This is a genomic window from Neobacillus sp. DFD-2R (genome assembly GCF_057747865.1).
In genome coordinates this window covers 1639110-1660122 of record NZ_CM173228.1, presented here as the reverse complement: position 1 = coordinate 1660122, position 21013 = coordinate 1639110, and the positions used below count along the sequence as shown (strand labels likewise).

Sequence of the window (21013 nt, the reverse complement as noted above, 5' to 3'; positions counted from 1 at the left end):
TATATAATAAAGTGTACCGATTTATAGGCCAAATGTCATTATTTTTGCATAATTTTTAGAAAAAATAAAAAATTCAGCAAATTTACCCCTTGACAAAGAGGCTATGTTTCCAGCATAATCACTATTAAAATTTAATTCGAAAAAGCGATGAGTAAGGCCAGTAAATGAAAAATGGCAAAAAGAGAGTGAAGTCCAAAGGCTGAGAGTCTTCACCGCCCTCTTGATCATTGAACCTACCTTATGAGCACTTAGGAAAACCTAACGTAATCCCGACGTTATCGGAGTTGAGTGAACCCTTTTTAAAATTGTTTTTTTATTGGGGTAAATGAAGGTGGTACCGCGGAAGATAGACCTTTCGTCCTTTATGGATGAAGGGTCTTTTTGTATTTAAAACCATAAGGGGGAGTTATTCATGAACAAAATAGCGATTGTAGGCGCAGGATCAATGGCAGAAGCATTTATTTCAGGAATTGTCGAAAATGATTTAATCGATAAGAAAAATATTTGGGTTACAAACAATAGTAATGAGGAAAGATTATCCTCTATTCGCGAGCGATATGGCGTCAAAAGCACCTATGATTTGAACAAACTCTTTGAAGGGGCTGACATCGTGGTCTTAGCAATGAAACCAAAGGATGCAGCTTCAGCCATCACTCAAGTTCGCGAACACTTAACGGAGCATATGCTCGTGATTTCTGTATTAGCAGGTGTATCCATGAATGCAATCGAGACATTAGCGAAAAAACCTCTTGCGATTGTAAGAGCCATGCCTAACACGTCAGCAACGGTAGGAAAATCAGCCACAGCCGTTGCCGTGAACACCCGAGTCTCTGAGGAACAAATCAAGAGAACGAAAAAACTTTTCGGCACCGTCGGTTTAACCACCTTTGTTGAAGAAGAACAGCTTGACGCGGTAACTGGCCTTTCCGGCAGCGGGCCGGCTTATATTTATTATCTGATTGAAGCGATGGAAAATAGCGCAGTTGAAGTAGGACTTGAAAAGGAAATGGCACAAGAACTGATTGTCCAGACGTTAATTGGGGCAGCAGAGATGGTGAAGAAATCAACAAAAACATCAGAGCAATTGCGACGCGACGTAACAAGTCCAGGCGGCACGACCGAGGCAGGGATTAAGGTTCTGGAAGAAAAAGGCGTTCAGGAAGCGTTTATTGCATGTATCAAAGCTGCTACTGCCCAATCAAAAAAAATGGGCGACGCATTATGCTCACAGCTTGCTGCAGAACAGCCTTCATAGATTGGATGTTTGGCCCCTTTTCCTTTAAACTGTAAAAAAAGGGCTGGGAAGTGTTTGGACATGTTAACCGTTTTATACTCGATAGGAATTCTGGCTTGGATTGTTTTTCTTGCAGATGCCCTGTTTGGGTTAAGAAAATTAGATGCTTTGGATACGGAAGATTCCTTGGGGAATGGACCGCTTTTATCGGTTATCGTTGCAGCAAGAAATGAAGAGAAGCAAATTAGAGCAAGTATCCACAGTCAGCTTAGACAGACCTATACACACGTGGAATGGATCCTTGTAAATGACCGTTCAACAGATACAACCGGTCAAATTATCGATGAGTTAAAAAAAGAAGATCAGAGAGTAAAAGTTTTTCATATAAATGCTTTGCCGAAGGGATGGCTGGGCAAAAATTACGCCTTATATTCAGGCAGTCTGCACGCTAACGGTAAATGGATATTATTTACTGATGCTGATGTTAAATATGAGCAAGAGGCATTTGCAAAAGCACTCCATTACTTTAATAAACACCGCCTCGACCATTTAACGGCAGCACCTAATTTAAATGCCAAGGAATTTTGGCTGAAATCGTTTGTCGCGTTTTTCTTATTCGGATTTTCCTATTTTAAGCGCCCCTGGCTGGCGAATAATCCAAAGTCCAAAACCGGTACGGGCATTGGCGCGTTTAACCTCGTTTCTAAACAAGCCTATGAAGCATTCGGGACACACGAAAAAATAAAAATGCGCCCCGATGATGATTTACAGCTGGGAATGAGAATGAAAAAGGCCGGATACCGGCAAAGAATTGTTACAGCGCTCAGGCTGATGGAAGTGGAATGGTATGGCAGTTTGAAAGAAGCATTTGTCGGACTTGAAAAGAATACATTTGCAGGATTAAATTATCGAATCAGCATGGTACTTTTCGCTATTTTCGGGGTCTTTCTCACACATGTTCTCCCCTTTGTGACAGTTTTTTCATCAAACAGAACAATCGCACTACTGAGTTTGGGGAATATTTTGGGCAGTGGAATCCTTTACGTGATGATCGTCAAAAGAATGACCCGATTCTCCCCTATTATGTTTTTTGTATTTCCTGTCACTGCTTTACTGTTTATCTATGCAATTATACGTGCAAGCTTCCTGACCTTTAAGCGGGGAGGCATTGTATGGCGAGGCACAACATACCGGTTAAGTGAGTTAAGAGAAAAAGAATAAGCAGGTTATTTCAATAAAATGTGAGCCTTTTGCTATACTATGGTTGTTATGTAAAAGATTAGGAGGGCTCAACATGCAAGCAAAATTATTTTCTCCCTATACCATTAAGGGTGTAACGTTAAAAAATAGAATCGTGATGGCGCCAATGTGCATGTATTCAAGCCACACAGAAGATGGCCACCTGCAGAACTGGCACCGAACCCATTATACAACGAGAGCAGTCGGACAAGTGGGACTGATAATTGTTGAAGCAACTGCCGTTACACCTCAAGGCAGAATCTCTCCGCAGGATTTAGGTATCTGGAGTGATGATCATACCGAGGGATTTAAAGAACTCGTCGGGCTTGTTAAAGAGCACGGCGCTAAGATTGGAATCCAGCTTGCACATGCAGGTAGAAAAGCTGTTTTAGAAGGCGAAATCATTGCACCTTCCGCCTTGGCTTTCAATGAAAAAATGAAAACACCAAAAGAAATGACCAAAACGGATATCGAAGAAACAGTAGAGGCATTTAAAAAAGGAGCGGAACGGGCTGCAATGGCCGGTTTTGATGTGATTGAAATTCACGGTGCCCATGGTTATCTGATTAATGAATTCCTATCTCCTCTTTCCAATAAAAGAACGGATGAATATGGCGGCTCGGCTGAAAACCGTTACCGTTTCCTCCGTGAAGTCATTGAAGCCGTTAAAACGGTTTGGGACGGTCCACTGTTTGTAAGAATTTCCGCCAATGATTATCACGATGAAGGATTAACAGCAGATGATTATGTTCCGTTCAGCATATGGATGAAGGAGCAAGGCGTTGACTTAATCGATGTCAGCTCCGGCGCAGTTGTACCGGCACATATTCATACTTACCCGGGCTATCAAGTAAAATACTCCGAAACAATTAGGAATGGCGCTGATATCCCAACCGGTGCGGTAGGACTAATTACCACTCCAAAACACGCAGAAGAAATTTTACAGAATGAAAGAGCCGATCTAATCATTCTAGCCCGTGAATTACTGCGCAATCCCTACTGGCCGCGTATAGCGGCAAAAGAGCTTGGTGTAACCATTGAAGGGCCAAAACAATATGAGCGTGGCTGGAATTTTTAAAAAAATAGAAAAAAGCACTTACCTAAGGGTAGTGCTTTTTCATTTTAACGGATAGTAATCTCTTTAAAGTCCTCAGCGATTTCCGTATTCGAAAATACTTCTCTCGCTTCTTCCACCAATTCTCTCCAAGCATTCCGGTCATAACGTGAGCTAATATGGGTCAGGCAAAGCTGTTTACAATTAGCCTGTCTGGCAATTTCTGCGGCCTGATGGGTCGTTGCATGAAAATAATCAAAGGCAAGTCTTTCTTCCCCTTTTGAAAAAGTTGCTTCATGAACCAATATATCTGCATTTTTTGCAAGCGTTATGGCGTTTTCGCAATATCTTGTGTCTCCAAGAATCGTCACAATTCTGCCCTTTTCCGCAGGGCCAAGAAAGCCTGCCGGCTCGATCGTTCTGCCGTCTTCAAGCGTAACCGTTTCTCCGTTTTTTATTTTTTTAAAAATGGGTCCCGGTCGAATCCCTGCTTCAATAAGCTTATCAGCAAGGAGTGTACCTGGTCTGTCCTTCTCTACTATCCGATATCCGTAGGATGGAATACCATGGTCTAAAGGAAGCGTTTCGACCGTAAACTGTTCATCCTCAAAAATAATACCTTCCTCAATTTCAATAATATTTAAAGGGTACTTTAAATACGTTTGGCTGATAGAGAGGCTGACATTGATATATTCCTTAATGCCCTTCGGCCCATATACCGTGACTTTAGACTCCCCGCCTTGAAACGAACGGCTTGATAACAAACCGGGCAATCCATATATATGGTCACCATGAAGATGAGTAATAAATATTTTTTCAATCCGCCTCGGTTTAATCGATGTATGTAAAATTTGGTGCTGTGTTGCCTCCCCTGCATCGAATAACCAGACCTCCCCCCGCTCCTCCAGCAATTTCAGCGCAATGGATGTGACATTGCGAAGCTTTGCCGGCATCCCGGCACCCGTACCTAAGAAAAAAATATCCATTAAGTATACCTCTTTTCACCGTTCATTCGATATTTATTACTATATCACAAATAAAATTCGATTGCTTTCCCGTTGATTTTTTCTTTTTATTGAGAATTTTTTTGATACATGCATTGCATTATATTTGCGAAATCTAAAGGAAACCGATAAAATTTAATACTTGATAGGTATGCTACGTTTTTCACAAATACATAAAAGATACAAGAAAAGAGGTCTAAAAAGCATGGAACAAAGTATGGCTTCATTAATCATGATATTTGGGGCAACCGGGGATTTAGCAAAACGAAAATTGTTTCCTTCCCTTTACCGTTTATTCGAAAAAGGTAGATTGAACAAACAGTTTGCTGTAATTGGTGTTGCAAGAAGATCAATTTCAAACGAAGAGTTTCAACAATCAGTGAAAGACTCCGTTTTATCTGCATTAAAAAAAGATAATAATATTGATGAATTTATTTCGCATTTTTCCTACCATTCACATGATGTGGCAGATTCAAACTCTTACGCCGCGTTAAAAAAACTAGCTGATCAAATTGATGATCATTATTGCCTTGAAGGCAACCGCATCTTCTATCTCGCAATGGCGCCTGAATTTTTTGGCCCTATCGCATTACATTTAAAATCAGACGGGTTAACGGATGTAAAAGGTTATAAACGACTTGTAATTGAAAAACCATTCGGACATGATTTAGAATCTGCCAAAAAATTAAATAATCAAATACGAACCGCATTCTCTGAAAGCGAAGTTTATCGTATCGACCATTATTTGGGTAAAGAAATGGTCCGAAACATTGAGGTAATACGTTTTGCTAATGCCATCTTCGAACCGTTATGGAATAACCGATATATTTCCAATATTCAGATAACATCCAGTGAAACGCTTGGAGTAGAAGAACGAGGCCGTTATTATGAAACAAGCGGTGCCTTACGGGATATGCTGCAAAACCATATGATGCAAATGGTTGCATTACTGGCAATGGAACCCCCAATCAAGTTAACAACGGATGAAATTCGTTCAGAAAAAGTAAGGGTTTTTCGGGCATTGCGAACTGTTGAAGGTGAGCAAGTGAAAGATTACTTTGTTCGCGGACAATATGGAGAAGGTACAATTGCAGAAGAACAGGTTCCTAAGTATCGCGATGAACCGATGGTAGACAAAGAATCCAATACGGAAACGTTCGTCGCGGGAAAAATAATGATCGATAATTTCCGTTGGGCCGGTGTTCCTTTCTATATTCGAACAGGAAAGAGAATGACAACCAAGTCGACAAAAATTGTCGTTCAATTTAAAGATATTCCCATGAACTTATACTATCAAACAGAAAAAATGTTGAATCCAAATCTGCTTGTCATCCATATCCAGCCGGAGGAAGGAATCACCCTTCATTTAAATGCTAAAAAAGCAGGGGGGCACCTGGATGCACAAGAGGTAAAACTAAGCTTTGCCAATACAGGTATCCATGCCATGAACACCCCTGAAGGTTATGAAAAGCTCCTATACGATTGTATGCGCGGGGATGCAACGAATTTCACCCATTGGGACGAAGTTGCTTATTCCTGGAACTTTGTCGATAAAATTTCTGAAGTTTGGCATAATACAAAAGCTGCAGATAGCTTTCCAAACTACCAATCAGGAACAATGGGGCCGAAAGCGGCAGATGAGCTTCTGGAAAAAGACGGTTACTTCTGGTGGCCTGTAACGGATTTAGATGTAGATATTTGTAAATAATAAAAAAGCTCCATCTTTGTTAATCAAAGAGGAGCTTTTTTATTCTTCTTTATCTCTGTTAGGGAAGGAGCGAAGAAAATCTTTATTGAAGCTAGTCCCTGTTCCTACATTATGAGCCGGGTCAACCTTATGCATTCCTGCCTTATCAATGACATTCTTGCCGTATTTTTCACGAAGATTGGAAAGGGTATTAAGTAATGGTTCTTTTTTAGCATCTTTTTCAAACGAAAATAAATCGAGCTGCTTATAGGCCATATCATGCTCGACTAAATCATAGCCTGTAACCCCTAACAACCGTACGGCATCACCATTCCAAGATTTAAGAAATAGCTTCTTTGCGAATGTCGTAATGTCATCTTTATGATTAATAGGATTGGCAAGTTTTTTACTTCTCGTAATCGTTTTCCGATCTTTATAGCGAATCGTTATTCCTAATGTAGATGCTAGAACATTTTTACGTTTTAGTCTTACTGAAACGGTTTCGGCTAATGATTCCAATACACGGAATAGCTCTTGTTGGTTACTGGCATCTTTAGGAAGGGTGGTTGAATTTCCGATACTTTTAAAATCTGCGACTGATTCCGGATCAACAGGCCTGTTATCGATTCCATTTGACCGCTCTTTGATACGGATTCCATTAATGCCTAACAAAGCTTTAAGCTGAATCTCATTCCCTTTTGCTAAATCACTGATGGTATTTATTCCAATAGTTGTTAGCTTTTCTGCAGTTTTTTTCCCGACACCGTGCATTTCGTTTGTATTTAATGGCCAAAGAACTGTAGGGATGTCGCGTTTACGTAACACTGTAATCCCCATTGGCTTTTTCATATCAGATGCCATCTTGGCTAAAAATTTATTAGGTGCAATACCGATGCTGCAAGGCAAATCAAGCTGTTCCAGGATTCTTTTTTGAATACTCTCCGCTATTTCAATCGGGCTGCCAAACTCGTAGCATTCAGAAATATCCATATAACCCTCATCAATGGAAACCGGCTCAACCAGCTCTGTATAGTTTCTTAGAATTTCAAACATGCCAATTGACGCTGCACGATAGCGCTCAAAATTAGGCGTTTTTACAATTAACTGCGGACAAAGCTTTTTTGCTTCCCAAAGCGGCATCGTAGTTTTCACACCAAATTTTCTGGCTTCATAGCTGCAGGTAACAATTATTCCTTTTCTCTCTTCCACATTCCCGGCAATAGCTAATGGTTTACCCTTAAGCGCAGGGTCATAAGCCATTTCTACGGAGGCGTAAAAGCTATTCATATCAACATGTAAAATGACTCTTCCATTTTTCGGATACATTTCCTTCATGTCGGCACTTCCATCCTTAAAGCATTTCAACAATAGTATAACAAAAAGGAGAACCAATGGCTCTCCTTTAAATCCAATTATTGATTTGTCACTTCACTGATAATGGCAATCGTCATTTCTGCAAGCTTGTTTAATTCCTCAATTGGCATACGCTCGTTTGTTGTATGGATTTCCTCATAACCAACAGCAAGGTTTACAGTTGGAATATTAAAGCCGGCAAAAACATTGGCATCACTTCCTCCGCCGCTATGCTGTAATTCACAGCTGCGGCCGATTTTTGCCGCTGCTTTACGGGCTAGTTCTACAACTAGGTCGCCTTCACCAAATTTGAAACCGGGATACATAACTTCAACATTGACTTCTGCTCTTCCGCCCATTTCCTCAGCAACAGTTTCAAATGCATCTTTCATTTTCTGAACCTGTGCCTGCATCTTTTCAGGGATAAGGGAACGGGCTTCAGCTAAAATATCAACACGGTCACAAACGATGTTGGTTTGTGTACCGCCTTCGAACCGGCCAATGTTAGCTGTTGTTTCTTCATCAATTCTTCCTAACGGCATTTTAGCAATTGATTTTGCCGCAATGGTGATAGCAGAAACACCTTTTTCCGGCGCAACACCTGCATGTGCTGTTTTTCCGTAAATCACTGCTTTCACTTTTGCTTGAGTCGGTGCAGCTACAACAATGTTACCAACTAAACCATCACTATCCAGTGCATAACCATATTTCGCCTTCATTAATGAAGAATCAAGCGCTTTGGCACCTACGAGACCGGATTCTTCCCCAACAGTGATCACAAATTGGATCAATCCATGCTCGATATTTTGCTCTTTTAGCACGCGGATTGTTTCCAACATAACAGCCAAGCCTGCTTTATCATCGGCACCTAAAATGGTCGTACCATCAGTAACCACATAGCCGTCTTTAATGGATGGCTTTACGCCTTTACCCGGAACAACGGTATCCATATGGGAAGTAAAATAAATTGGATCTACCCCTTCTTTCGTTGCAGCAAGTGTGCAGACTAAGTTCCCTGCACCATGGCCTGTTTTGGCAGTTGTATCATCTTCGAATACTTCAAGACCTAAATCAGTAAACTTTTGCTTTAATACTTTTGCAATTTCAGTTTCAAATTTTGTTTCTGAGTCAATTTGTACCAGTTCCAAAAATTCATTCAAAAGACGTTCCTGATTAATCATCTGTCGAACCTCCATAATATGTACTCTATTCACTATTTCAGTATACCTTTTCCACTTCCTATCATCAAATGAAAGATGTTTGCAGTCTTTCTCATTTTCATAAGAAAAGAGATTCAACTTTAAAGTGGGATATTTCCATGCTTTTTATAAGGCCTCGACTCTTTTTTATTCCTCAGCATTTCTAAGGCCTGAATAATTTTTATCCTCGTTTCTCTTGGGTCGATGACATCATCCACCATTCCTCTGCTGGCCGCCACATATGGATTGGCAAATTTATCACGATATTCTTCAATTTTCTGCTGTCTCAACAATTCCGGGTTCTCGCTATTTTGAATATCCTTTGCAAAAATAATATTGGCTGCACCTTGTGGACCCATAACAGCAATTTCCGCATTAGGCCACGCGAAAACAAGATCAGCACCGATTGACTTACTATTTAAGGCTACATAAGCACCGCCGTAGGCTTTTCTTAAAATAATCGTCAACTTCGGAACTGTTGCCTCTGAATAAGCAAATAAAATTTTGGCACCGTGACGGATGATTCCCCCCAGTTCTTGTTTAACCCCCGGGAAAAAGCCCGTTACATCTTCAAACGTAATAATTGGAATATTAAAAGAGTCGCATAAGCGAATAAAGCGTGCAGCCTTATCGGAGGAATCAATATCCAAACCGCCGGCCATCACCTTAGGTTGATTGCAGACTAGCCCTACCGGCTCTCCTTTTATTCGGGCAAAACCAACGACAATATTCTTAGCGAAGTCTTTCTGAACTTCCATAAAGGAATCTTTATCTGTAACATGGTCAATAACATTGCGGACATCATATGGGCGAACGGCATCAAAAGGAATCGCTTCTGTTAAATCCGGACGATAATCATCTTCAACCGGAGTCTCTACCCTAGGAGGCTTTTCCTCATTATTTTGGGGAAGATAGCTTAGCAGTTTACGAACCTGCTTTAATGCTTCTGCTTCCGTTGCTGATTGAAAATGGGCATTTCCACTAATCGTGTTATGCACATTGGCACCGCCCAGATCTTCTGCAGAAATTTTCTCGCCCGTGACCGTTTCAATTACTTTAGGGCCGGTTATAAACATTTGGCTTGTTTTTTCCACCATAAACACAAAATCCGTAATCGCTGGAGAATAGACAGCTCCCCCTGCACATGGACCCATAATAACGGATATTTGTGGAATCACACCTGAATAAATGGCATTTCGATAAAAAATATGGCCATAGCCATCGAGTGAGACAACCCCCTCTTGAATGCGTGCACCGCCGGAGTCGTTCAAGCCGACGAACGGTGCTCCATTTTTAGCGGCTAAATCCATCACATTGGCAATTTTTTTGGCATGCATTTCCCCTAAAGCACCGCCAAAAACTGTAAAGTCCTGAGAAAAAAGATAGATAGGTCTTCCATTTACTTTCCCATAACCTGTGACAACGCCATCGCCGGGTCCTTTTTGTTCATCAAGGCCAAAGTCATTGGTTCTATGTTCAATGAAAGGATTTAATTCAATAAATGTACCTTTATCGACTAATAAGTCAATCCTCTCTCTTGCCGTTAATTTTCCTTTTTCATGCTGTTTTTCAATTTTCTCATCACCGCCGCCAAGTTCAACTTCTCTGCGTTTATCATATAACTCATTTATTTTTTCATAGATGTCACTCATGGTACCCCTTCTTCCCTTTCTTTTCACATAGCTCATATAAAACACCTGAAGCTGATTTTGGATGCATAAAGGCAACATGTGCCCCTCCGGCTCCCAGCTTTGGCTGATCTTGAATCATGCGAATTCCTTTTTCTTTTATCTCCTTTATTCGCACTTCGATGGATTCTACACCTAATGCAATATGGTGCATGCCTTCACCGCGTTTTTCAATAAATTTCGCAACAGAACTTTCCTCAGATAAAGGCTCAAGCAGTTCAAGTTTGGTTTCACCGGCCTGAAGAAAGGCTACTCGTATCTGCTCACTTTCCACTTCCTCCATTCCTAAAAAAGGAAGCCTTAATACTTCCGTATAAAATGGAAGCGTTTCCGTAATTGATCGAACTGCAATTCCAATATGGTCGACTTTTTTAATCATGTTTTCCCCTCTGTTCCAATATTAAAATAAATTCGACATTAATCTTATTCGATAAAAAATTCATAAATCCTTCATGTATTGAGCAGTTGTTCATTTAGGCTTTTCCATGTAAAATATAAATAAAGCTACTTACATTAAGGGAGGAACTCATATTGTCTAATCGGAAAAATCGAAAAATCATTGTTTTTTTAATGCTTTTTGCTATGCTTGCCTCAACCCTCCTAATTGGAATAGGTCAATTTATTAAATAAAAACATATAAAAAGGGACTGTTTCTTTGCACAGTCCCTTTTACTAATAAAATCAGAATTTAAATCTTGCCTAGCGCAAGTGCCCTTATTTTATGGCGCCGATCTCTTTTCCAAGCTTTTCAAAAGACTCTTTTGAAGTAATAACCAGAATCTTCGTTCCTAATGGGATTAATGGAAACAGTGATGAAATGACTTCGTTCTGTGTGCGGATACAACCCTGTGATACATATTTCCCAATAGAAGCCGGTTGATTGGTCCCATGAATTCCGTATATCCTCCCATCGGTCCCTTTTGCATCGAAGCCAATCCATCTTGCGCCAAGCGGATTTTTTGGATCTCCGCCGGGAATATCATTTCGGCGAGAGTAGGGATTCTTGGCTTTCACTGTGATGGTAAAAAGTCCCTCCGGTGTAAGTTCTTGTGTTTTTCCGGTTCCAACACTTACAACCGTTTGGACTTTGTTATCTTCAATATAGGCCATTTCGTTATTGCTCTTGTTAACAATAACAAAAGGGGCTCCCGGCAAGGGATTGGGACCAAGGGGCCAAAGAGGTGAAATGAAAAAAGCAATCAGGATAGGCGATAAGATTTTTATCAAAAAAACCACCTGCCTTTTTCTCCCTAGTTTGCTTCAATTTTCTTTTGTTCATTCATTTTATCAGGTTTTTTTATATCTTTAAATGAACTTTTTATAATGAGGTAGTTATTCATTTCATTCACTAGTTGCAATAAACCGGCCCGTGTTTCAAATTCTTCTCTTGATTTTGGGAGCTCCATTTCTTCAAATTCTTCTTTCATTTTCCTTATTTTTTCAATATAAATATATGCTGTATTTCCCGGGTGGATATTTTCAGACAATTCTTCGAGAAATTTAGCAATCATCTTTCCTTGCTTTACTGTCCCGGTTATTGAGGTAACAATTGGCAATATCCGCTCAATGATTTCAAATTGTTTTTCTCTCATTGTAAAATAATGATAATAATGATTTTCTTCCCTTAAAAAGTGATTTTCTACATCCCGAATGGCAAGTGTTTTAGCTTCATTAAGCAAACGGACACATTCAGTAATCTCTTTCCCGTCCCAGTTACTATCACCTGTCTTCAAATAGCGGACTATTTCACAAAATATAATTCTAAAGTTTTCTTCTATTTTATTTTGAAAATCATTTAGTTTTCTTTCCACGCTTGGCATATACAGATTCATCAGGAGAGCTACACCTATACCTGTGATAATAACGCCAAGCTCATTTAGAAAGATGTCTATCGATATATTATGAGCCATATATACATGTAGAATAATAACACTGCTCGTAACAATTCCATCTTTAGCCTTTAGCATAACAAGCGTTGGTATAAAGAAAAATAGCATAACTCCAATCACAATCGGGTGATAAGCGATTCCTTCAAAAAAGATACCTGAAAACGGCATTGCTAAAACACATGCTAGAAATCGATCCCATGCTGTTCTAAATGATCTTCTTTTTGTCACTTGGATGCATAAAATCGTTAAAATTCCTGCTGAGGCAAAGTTATGTAATCCAAGCTGCTGAGCAATTAATATCGAAATAGCAGTGCCTACTGCTGTTTTGGTTGTCCGGTACCCAATACGAAATTTCATTGACATTCTCCCTAAAACTGTTAAAAGTGAAAAAGATGATCCCATTGACCATCCTTTCCCATAGCATATCCCTTTTGAAGCATTTTTTGCAAGAAAGCCTATGCCCTCCGAATCCCATCATAAAATTCTCTACCGCAGCTAATGGTAAATGATCATAAAAAAAGGGCTAATCTCTAATTTCAAGGATTAGCTCTTTTTAGACTCTATTATGTTATACTTCTTCACAAAATTGATCAAATTCTTTTTGCAGTTTTGATACAACTGTTGCCGGGTCGTAGCCTTCAATTTGGTGTCTTTCAACCATTGAACAAATCTTACCATCTTTCAATAAAGCAAAGGAAGGAGAGGAAGGTGGATATCCGGTAAAATAGCTTCTCGCTTTTTCTGTTGCTTCCTTATCCTGTCCGGCAAAAACTGTTACTACATGATCCGGACGCTTATCATAATGCAGGGCATATGCTGCCGCAGGACGTGCCACACCGCCTGCACAACCGCAAACTGAATTAATCATGACCAATGTAGTGCCTTTTTGTTGAAGCGCTTCATCGACTTCTGCTGCTGTTGTTAATTCTTTATAACCTGCAGACACGATTTCTTCGCGCGCCTGACGAACGATATCATTCATAAAAAAATTAAAATCCATGCTCATAAAATCACTCCTTAAGGAAAGTACTTAACTACATAATAACAGTAAAAATAAGTTTTTTTCAAATAATGATGATTGAATTCATAAAATGTTCTTATTCTACGAAAAGCGGAAGCGCCCGTTTAGCGCACGACAGGACTGGAGCGCTTCGACTGAGTTAAAGGAAACACGAAAATCTTGGCAGCTTTATTCTTTTCCGGTTAAAAAAGCATGGAAGAGTGTTTCGACAGCAGATGCAACAGTTTTTTTACCTGCCATCACTTCATTTTCCAATTGAGGAAGCATTAGTTTTACATCCGGATGGTGAAAGAAACTATATTGGAGTTGGTCAGTAATCATGGAGTATATCCAATCTCTTTTTTGTCCTTTTCTTCTTTCTTCAAAAACTCCGGTTTCTTTTCCTTTCCTTTCAAAAGCATTAAGTACCTCCCAAATTCCTTCTATACCATCCCCGTTAAGGGAAGAGCAAGTATAAGCCATTGTCGACCAGCCCTTTGTTGCCGGCTGTAAAAAATGAAGAATCCGGTTATACTCTTTTCTTGTTTGTTCAGCCTTCTGTTTATTGGGACCATCTGCTTTGTGAACGATTAGGGCGTCGGCCAGTTCCATAATCCCTTTTTTCATTCCCTGCAATTCATCACCGGCACCGGTTAATACAAGCAGCAGGAAAAAGTCAACCATATCTCTGATAATGACTTCACTCTGTCCCACACCAACCGTTTCGATTAAAATCACATCAAATCCCGCAGCCTCGCAAATCAGCATGGCTTCTCTTGTTTTTCGGTGAACACCGCCTAGCTTACCGGCTGAAGGAGAAGGACGGATAAAAGCACGAGGATTCCTAGCCAGCTGTTCCATTCGCGTTTTATCCCCTAAAATACTCCCTCCACTAATGCTGGAGCTTGGATCGATTGCCAGCACTGCCACCCGATAACCCAGATCACATAGGTAGGTACCAAATGCTTCAATAAAGGTGCTTTTCCCGGCTCCCGGAACACCTGTAATTCCAATTCGCATTGATTTACCGCTGTGTTGTAAAAGCCTTTGAAGAAGGTTCTGTGCTTTTTGAAAATGCTGCTCTGCGTTACTTTCTACCAGTGTAATAGCGCGGGCAAGAAGGCCTCTGTCTCCTGATAACACCCCTTCATATAATTCTTCAACAGAAGGCTCATAGGAACTGCGTTTTTGAAAACGGACATTTTTCTGGAGTGCAGCAGATTGACCCTCCTGCTCATGGCCTCTTCTTATAACACTTGAACATTTATCAGGTTCATTTGGGTCGCTCCATTCCGGTTTTTTATCCGTGTCCATTTATTGTGCCACTTCCTCATAACCGAGTTGTTTATAAATTTCCTTGATTACTTTCTGTGCCGCAACCGGGATAATCGTCCCGGGTCCGAAAATAGCTGAAGCTCCTTCATCGTATAAAAATTGATAATCCTGGGCAGGAATAACCCCGCCAATAACAACCAGAATATCGTCCCGACCCAAATTTTTCAATGCTGAAATAAGCTGTGGCAGCAATGTCTTATGTCCGGCAGCAAGTGAACTCATTCCAATAACATGAACATCATTTTCAACCGCTTGTCTGGCCGTTTCTTCCGGTGTCTGAAATAATGGACCAATATCCACATCAAACCCTAAATCGGCGAATGCTGTGGCAATGACCTTCGCACCGCGGTCATGGCCATCCTGCCCCATTTTTGCAATCAAAATCCTCGGTCGTCTGCCCTCATTATCGAGGAATTCATCGGTCATGTTTTTCACTTCGATGATCGCTTCTTCATTGCTAAAGGCTGAGCTATATACACCACTTATCGAACGGATTACTGCTTTATGTCTGCTTGCTACTTTTTCAATCGCGTCAGAAATTTCCCCAAGCGTCGCTCTCACTCTTGCAGCCTGAACAGCCGCCTCCAACAGATTTTTTTCACCTGTTTCAGCTGCTTTCGTTAAAGCGTTTAGTGCCTCTTCTACCTTTTCCTCATCACGACTCGATTTTAAAGCATTCAATTTTTCAATTTGTTTCAAACGTACAGCCGTATTGTCTATATCTAAAATATCGATGGCTTCTTCTTTTTCCAGCCGGTACCGATTGACACCGATAATCGTTTCCTTTCCGGAATCGATTTGTGCCTGCCTTCTTGCAGCAGCCTCTTCGATTTTCATTTTCGGAAGCCCTGTTTCAATGGCTTTTGCCATCCCGCCGAGACTCTCAATTTCTTCGATATGCTTCCAAGCTCGAGTGACCAATTCATCTGTAAGCTTTTCAACATAATAGGACCCGGCCCAAGGATCAATGACATTGGTAATACCGGATTCTTCTTGAAGGAACAGCTGTGTATTCCGGGCAATTCGAGCAGAGAAATCAGTTGGCAGGGCAATCGCTTCATCCAATGCATTGGTATGCAAGGATTGAGTATGACCCATCGCAGCAGCGTGGGCTTCAATCAAGGTTCGAATCACGTTATTAAATGGATCCTGCTCGGTTAAACTCCAGCCGGATGTTTGTGAATGGGTTCTGAGTGCCATTGATTTAGCGTTTTTGGGATGAAAGGATTTCATCATTTTTGCCCAAATCAAACGGGCTGCCCGCATTTTCGCCACTTCCATAAAGTAATTCATTCCTACTGCCCAGAAAAAGGAAAGACGGGGTGCAAAAGAATCAATATCAATGCCTGCACTTAGACCGGTCCGAACATATTCCAAGCCATCTGCCAGTGTATAGGCTAATTCTAAATCAGCAGGCGCTCCCGCTTCCTGCATATGATAACCGGAAATACTAATACTATTAAATTTTGGCATGTATTTGGACGTATACTCAAAAATATCAGCAATAATCTTCATAGACATTTCAGGCGGGTAAATATAGGTGTTACGGACCATATATTCTTTTAAAATATCATTTTGAATGGTCCCGGAAAGCTTTTCCCGGCTTACTCCCTGTTCTTCTGCTGTCACAATGAAAAAGGCGAGGATTGGCAGAACTGCCCCATTCATCGTCATCGAAACTGACATTTGATCTAATGGAATTCCATCAAACAACGTCTTCATGTCGATTATGGAATCAATCGCAACTCCTGCTTTACCAACATCCCCGACGACACGCGGATGGTCGGAATCATAGCCTCTATGGGTGGCTAAATCAAAGGCCACCGATAGACCCTTTTGACCCATTGCTAAATTGCGTCTGTAAAATGCATTACTTTCTTCTGCTGTAGAAAATCCGGCATACTGCCTTACCGTCCACGGACGGTTGACGTACATCGTTGGGTACGGGCCGCGAGTATATGGCGGAAGTCCGGGTAAATCATGTAAATGCTCCAAGCCTTTCCGGTCTTCATTTGTATAAATCGGTTTTAAGGGAATTTGTTCATTGGTTTCAAATAATAAATCATCAATGGAAGCGTCTATTTCTTTTTCCACTTTTTCTTTCCATTGCTCTTTTGTAATGAATGGTTGTTTCTCAAATAATGATATGTTTTGAAAATTAGGCTTTTGTTTATTCAACTATGGTCACCTCCAAATCTGAAAGAATGGTAGAAAGTGTTTCATAGCAATTGCTTTTAACATGGATAAACTGTTTAATGCCTTCATTACTCCATTGGGATTGTTGTTCTTTATCAGGTAATCCCGCCAAGTAAAAAATTCTATCCGGGAATTCAGCTTTTAAAGTTGATAGGATAACGTGCCCTATCTCTTCATATTGCTCATTGCCTCCGCAAAAGCAAAAATGCCGGTAATGACTGCTATTCACAAATTCAATACAGGATTGTGCTGTAAAAACGGGACCGCTTTCTGCCCCAATTATTCCACCGGCTGCTAAAAAACCCTTGATAAAATCGGCTCTTGCCTTATGCTGCTTAAGATTACCTAAGCATATCATCCCTAGCTGCGGTTGAGTTCCGTTTTTTTCCTTTAATGCTTCGGCTCTTTTTCTAAGAGCCTCATATGGTTCCGCTAATCTCAATTGCGGGATTGGTTGGATTTTTATATGTTCATTTCGATCTTTAACTTTAGAACTAGAGCTTGTTGGTTGTTTGTTTTTAAAACCTATTTCTTCGAGATTCACATAAATATTTGTCCCAATGATACTATTTTTTCTAATAAAAATATCTAGTTGTCTTTTTTCATTCACGCCGGCAATGGCATTTTGCAGCCAATTGTTTTTAACCGCTTCGAGCATTCCGCCATTTTCCTCAATCTCTTGGAAAAATTTCCAACCCTTCTCTGCTAATTCCCTTGTCAGTTCCTCGACATACCATGATCCGCCTGCAGGATCAATAACATTTTGCAAAAAGGCTTCATCCTGTAAAATTAACTGGGTGTTCCGAGCAATTCTTTCAGAAAAATAGCTGGTAGCAATTATTTCATCAAATGCAGTAACATGTAAAAATTGAACTCCACCTACTACTCCGGCAAAAGCTTCGTTCCCGGCTCGGAGGATATTTACATGCTTATCATAAACAGTTTTTGTAAATGTAGAAGTTTCTGCAGCGATTTGCATTCCACGAAAATCCATTTCAGCTCCGTAAACTTCCGTAATTTTATCCCAAAGAATACGGGCTGCACGCAGTTTCGCAATTTCCATAAAAAAGTTGGCACCGATTGAAAATTGAAAGATCATTTTTGATAGTGCTTGTTCAAGATTCAGTTTGTTTTCAAGTAACTGCTGAAGATAAAATACCCCTGTGGCAGCTGCAATTCCAAGCTCCTGAACGGCATTTGCTCCCCCATTATGGTATGGAGATGTATTGATTAGAACAGTCTGTAAATTGGGGAGTTTTTTATGTGCCTGCTTAAGCGTTTCTGACCATTCAGCAAAATAGATATCGTCGTTTTCCGGAAGAAATCCGTCTATTACAAATGTTGAAAGCGGATCTGATGCTATGTATCCTGTCACACTTGAGCCATCACATTGATTTTCTGTCAGTTTTACCAAGACTGATAATATGTCCGGCTGCATTTCACAAGCATTTATTGCGAAGGGATATTTATGAAAATAGTCTTTTAATAGATTTAATAGAAGCTCATTCGTTTCAAATAACTGTTTTGTTAATTCAAACGAAATAACCGTTTGACCTCTATTTAATGCCTGTTCAAGCTTTTCCTCTAACTCTGTTATTGTTGTATATGGTATTCGCTGGGCAACCTTCCATTTATTCGTGATATAACCAAGCGGAAAAATTCCTCTTCTAAAATCGGAACCACCCGGATAAGCAGCTATCGATTTTTCATCTTCTTGGAAATAAAGCGGTTTCAAAAGTATGTTTTCATATGTTGAGGATTTCAGTGATTCAACCGATTTTCCTTTGATGGATTCCTCAGCCTTTTTTTCCCATTCATCAATATGATTTCTTGGAAATGTTTGATTCTTCATCTCTTTTAAACCCATAAATCTCGCCTCCCAACAACAGAATTTCTAATTGCAAAAAAATTCTAACACATTACTATATCTTATTTTAGAATAGAAACAACATTCAAGCAATGAAAACCGTCAACAAGTATGATGAAAGCGCTAGCCAAATCGGGGGACATATTTTATGCCCGATGTCCGGCTAATGGAAATTATCAATTTTTATTGCACAGAACAATAAATCAATTGACATTTACAATAAAGGCGCTACTATTATAGATGTAAGGTGAATTCTACAAATTAATATGTGATGCTTATCCGCTAGGGGTGCCTTTTTAAAAGGCTGAGATTGAAGTACTACTTCGGGACTCTAAGGACCTGATCTGGATTATACCAGCGTAGGGAAGTGGAAAACTAGACGTTTGACAAATGAAGGCCTTTTCATTTCAAATTTTCAACCACTTTCTTTACAAAAAGAAAGTGGTTTTTTGTTTTTCAGATTTATTTTAAGGATAAGCAGAATATTACTAAAGGGGTGACTCAAATTTTAAATAGTTTAAAAGAACTACATATTGTATCCAATGGCAAAATGCCGATGGATAAACTAAGTGAAATTTTAATGGAGATTCACCCATATATAACGGCAATTCATATACGAGAAAAACAAAAATCTGCACAGGAAATCTATCAAGCAGTCCAGCTTTTCACAGAAAGAAACATACCATTATCAAAGATTATTATTAATGACCGTGTGGATGTTGCCTTCGTTACAGGTGCAGCAGGAGTTCAATTAGCATCACATAGTTTAGATCCTTCAATTATAAAAACAAATTTTCCCGGGCTTTTGCTCGGATGTTCTATCCACTCCTTGGAAGAAGGACAAAAAGCATTACAGAGTGGTGCTGATTATGTGCTTTATGGTCACGTCTTTTCTACAAAATCAAAACCGGGATTATTACCTAGAGGTTTAGAAGAATTTAAAAGGCTAACAGGACTACTTGACCTTCCTGTCATTGCCATTGGCGGCATTACACCAGAGAATACTAGACATGTAATTTCCGCCGGCGCTAAGGGCATCGCGGTTATGTCCGGAATATTAGAAGCCCACGATCCATTAGCAGCTGTAAGGTCTTACCAAAATGAATTAAAAGATGGAGATGTGTAAAGTGAAAAATTCATTTGATGTGGCAATTGTCGGGGGAGGAATAATTGGGTCCTCTATTGCATATCAACTTGCAAAAATGGGGAGAAAAGTAATTGTTCTTGAGAAGGAACGTTTAGCTTGTCAGGCATCCAGTGCCGCTGCCGGAATGCTGGCAGCACAAGCGGAAATCGAAAAAGACGGTCCATTTTTCCAATTAGCTTTAAAAAGCCAGGCAATGTTTTCATCTATTTCGAACGAGATGCTTGAATATGCCGGCATCGATATCGAATTTGTTAATAAAGGGATGTTAAAAATTGCTGAATCAGAGGAAATAGCCCTGGAATTAAAAAAACAAGTCACGTTTCAACGGAGGTGGGATCCTAGCATCAAATGGCTTGATTCAAAGGAATTACAAGAAATGGAACCTGCTCTATCTTCCAGTGTTACCGGAGGGATGTACCTTCCAAATGATGGGCATGTCCAAGCCGCTAAATTAACATATGCATTTGCTAAAGCAGCAGTACATTTTGGCGCAGAAATTCATGAGTATACTGAAGTCCTTTCATTTATTTATGAACACGGGCAAGTCAAAGGGGTAAAAACAACAAAAGGTGTAATTAATTGTGAACAGGTTGTCATTGCGACAGGAGCTTGGGCTGCCAAATTAATGCACGAAACCGGGTTGGAAATTAATGTTTATCCTGTCAAAGGGGAATGCTTTTCAGTCATGACTGAAAAGCCGATTATTAACACTACGATTTTTTCCGATAAACGTTGTTATTTAGTACCTAAACGAAATGGTGAAATTTATATCGGTGCTACAATGGTGGAAAATACAGTTGATAACAGGGTAACGGCCGGAGGAATTACGACATTAGTAGAAAGAGCTGTTCAGCTGGTTCCACAGATTAAGGACGCAAAATGGGAGCGGGTTTGGGCAGGAATTAGGCCGCAAACCGGTGATGGGAACCCATACATTGGTGAACATCCAATTTGGAAGGGTTTGTTTGTTGCAGCAGGACATTTTCGAAATGGGATTTTACTAAGCCCTCTTACAGGGAAACTAGTAGCTGCATTGATGGACCGAAATTTAACAGATGATAAAACGCTCTCTGCTTTTCGCTTGGATAGACATTGCAAAGCGGTTCAATAGGAGGTGGAAT

General features: G+C 40.1%; 18 protein-coding genes and 1 riboswitch. Of the genes, 7 read left to right on the top strand and 11 right to left on the bottom strand.

The features are described 5' to 3' along the window. The first annotated feature begins 412 nt into the window (after window positions 1-412). From proC to namA, 3 genes are all read left to right on the top strand, one after another. Window positions 413-1255 carry a pyrroline-5-carboxylate reductase gene (gene proC / locus AC3ANV_RS08115; RefSeq protein ID WP_488313122.1) on the top strand — a complete coding sequence of 281 codons (843 nt, stop codon included), beginning with the start codon at window positions 413-415 and terminating at the stop codon, window positions 1253-1255. A gap of 60 nt (window positions 1256-1315) precedes the next feature. Then, a complete protein-coding gene (locus tag AC3ANV_RS08110) occupies window positions 1316-2455 on the top strand; it encodes a glycosyltransferase family 2 protein (RefSeq protein ID WP_488313121.1) in 1140 nt (379 codons plus the stop codon). A gap of 73 nt (window positions 2456-2528) precedes the next feature. Beyond that, window positions 2529-3551, top strand: coding sequence for an NADPH dehydrogenase NamA (namA, locus tag AC3ANV_RS08105; protein WP_488313120.1), 1023 nt, complete (start codon window positions 2529-2531; stop codon window positions 3549-3551). 44 nt (window positions 3552-3595) lie between these two features. Here the strand turns inward: namA and rnz are convergent, their stop codons facing one another. Continuing rightward, window positions 3596-4513 carry a ribonuclease Z gene (rnz, locus tag AC3ANV_RS08100; protein ID WP_488313119.1) on the bottom strand — a complete coding sequence of 306 codons (918 nt, stop codon included), beginning with the start codon at window positions 4511-4513 and terminating at the stop codon, window positions 3596-3598. 223 nt (window positions 4514-4736) lie between these two features. Between rnz and zwf the strand changes: the two genes are divergently transcribed. After that, window positions 4737-6239 (top strand): glucose-6-phosphate dehydrogenase, encoded by a 1503-nt coding sequence (gene zwf / locus AC3ANV_RS08095; protein WP_488313118.1) that lies wholly within the window; start codon window positions 4737-4739, stop codon window positions 6237-6239. Window positions 6240-6278: 39 nt separating this feature from the next. Here the strand turns inward: zwf and AC3ANV_RS08090 are convergent, their stop codons facing one another. The 4 genes from AC3ANV_RS08090 to mce all read right to left on the bottom strand — a co-directional run bounded on the left by AC3ANV_RS08090 (window position 6279) and on the right by mce (window position 10837). Then, a complete protein-coding gene (locus AC3ANV_RS08090; RefSeq protein ID WP_488313117.1) occupies window positions 6279-7553 on the bottom strand; it encodes a DNA polymerase IV in 1275 nt (424 codons plus the stop codon). Window positions 7554-7630: 77 nt separating this feature from the next. After that, complete coding sequence (locus AC3ANV_RS08085) at window positions 7631-8752, bottom strand: tripeptidase T (protein WP_488313116.1); 1122 nt, start codon at window positions 8750-8752, stop codon at window positions 7631-7633. A gap of 119 nt (window positions 8753-8871) precedes the next feature. Next, window positions 8872-10422: an acyl-CoA carboxylase subunit beta gene (locus AC3ANV_RS08080; protein ID WP_488313115.1), complete on the bottom strand. Its 1551-nt coding sequence runs from the start codon at window positions 10420-10422 to the stop codon at window positions 8872-8874. Next, on the bottom strand, window positions 10415-10837 hold the full coding sequence (mce, locus tag AC3ANV_RS08075; protein ID WP_488313114.1) for a methylmalonyl-CoA epimerase: 423 nt from the start codon (window positions 10835-10837) through the stop codon (window positions 10415-10417). The genes AC3ANV_RS08080 and mce overlap by 8 nt, the downstream gene beginning before the upstream one ends. Before the next feature lie 152 nt (window positions 10838-10989). On the opposite strand from mce, the gene prli42 reads away from it, so the two are divergent. Beyond that, on the top strand, window positions 10990-11088 hold the full coding sequence (prli42, locus tag AC3ANV_RS08070; protein WP_488313113.1) for a stressosome-associated protein Prli42: 99 nt from the start codon (window positions 10990-10992) through the stop codon (window positions 11086-11088). Between the two features lie 84 nt (window positions 11089-11172). Here the strand turns inward: prli42 and AC3ANV_RS08065 are convergent, their stop codons facing one another. The 6 genes from AC3ANV_RS08065 to AC3ANV_RS08040 all read right to left on the bottom strand — a co-directional run bounded on the left by AC3ANV_RS08065 (window position 11173) and on the right by AC3ANV_RS08040 (window position 18745). Beyond that, window positions 11173-11685, bottom strand: a complete 513-nt coding sequence (locus AC3ANV_RS08065) for a L,D-transpeptidase (RefSeq protein ID WP_488313112.1) — start codon at window positions 11683-11685, stop codon at window positions 11173-11175. Window positions 11686-11708: 23 nt separating this feature from the next. Beyond that, window positions 11709-12704, bottom strand: a complete 996-nt coding sequence (locus AC3ANV_RS08060) for an aromatic acid exporter family protein (protein WP_488313111.1) — start codon at window positions 12702-12704, stop codon at window positions 11709-11711. A 211-nt stretch (window positions 12705-12915) separates the two neighbouring features. Then, on the bottom strand, window positions 12916-13353 hold the full coding sequence (locus AC3ANV_RS08055) for a BrxA/BrxB family bacilliredoxin (protein WP_488313110.1): 438 nt from the start codon (window positions 13351-13353) through the stop codon (window positions 12916-12918). A 183-nt stretch (window positions 13354-13536) separates the two neighbouring features. Further along, window positions 13537-14661 carry a methylmalonyl Co-A mutase-associated GTPase MeaB gene (meaB, locus tag AC3ANV_RS08050; protein WP_488313109.1) on the bottom strand — a complete coding sequence of 375 codons (1125 nt, stop codon included), beginning with the start codon at window positions 14659-14661 and terminating at the stop codon, window positions 13537-13539. Beyond that, window positions 14662-16860: a methylmalonyl-CoA mutase gene (scpA, locus tag AC3ANV_RS08045; protein WP_488313108.1), complete on the bottom strand. Its 2199-nt coding sequence runs from the start codon at window positions 16858-16860 to the stop codon at window positions 14662-14664. It lies immediately after the preceding gene. Then, complete coding sequence (locus tag AC3ANV_RS08040) at window positions 16853-18745, bottom strand: methylmalonyl-CoA mutase family protein (RefSeq protein WP_488313107.1); 1893 nt, start codon at window positions 18743-18745, stop codon at window positions 16853-16855. The genes scpA and AC3ANV_RS08040 overlap by 8 nt, the downstream gene beginning before the upstream one ends. Window positions 18746-19019: 274 nt before the next feature. Then, a riboswitch (TPP riboswitch) is annotated at window positions 19020-19128 on the top strand. 113 nt (window positions 19129-19241) lie between these two features. On the opposite strand from AC3ANV_RS08040, the gene tenI reads away from it, so the two are divergent. Both tenI and thiO read left to right on the top strand, forming a co-directional pair. Then, window positions 19242-19871 carry a thiazole tautomerase TenI gene (gene tenI / locus AC3ANV_RS08035; RefSeq protein WP_488313106.1) on the top strand — a complete coding sequence of 210 codons (630 nt, stop codon included), beginning with the start codon at window positions 19242-19244 and terminating at the stop codon, window positions 19869-19871. Next, window positions 19864-21003, top strand: coding sequence for a glycine oxidase ThiO (gene thiO / locus AC3ANV_RS08030; RefSeq protein ID WP_488313105.1), 1140 nt, complete (start codon window positions 19864-19866; stop codon window positions 21001-21003). Before tenI ends, thiO begins: the two co-directional genes overlap by 8 nt. Window positions 21004-21013: the final 10 nt, after the last annotated feature.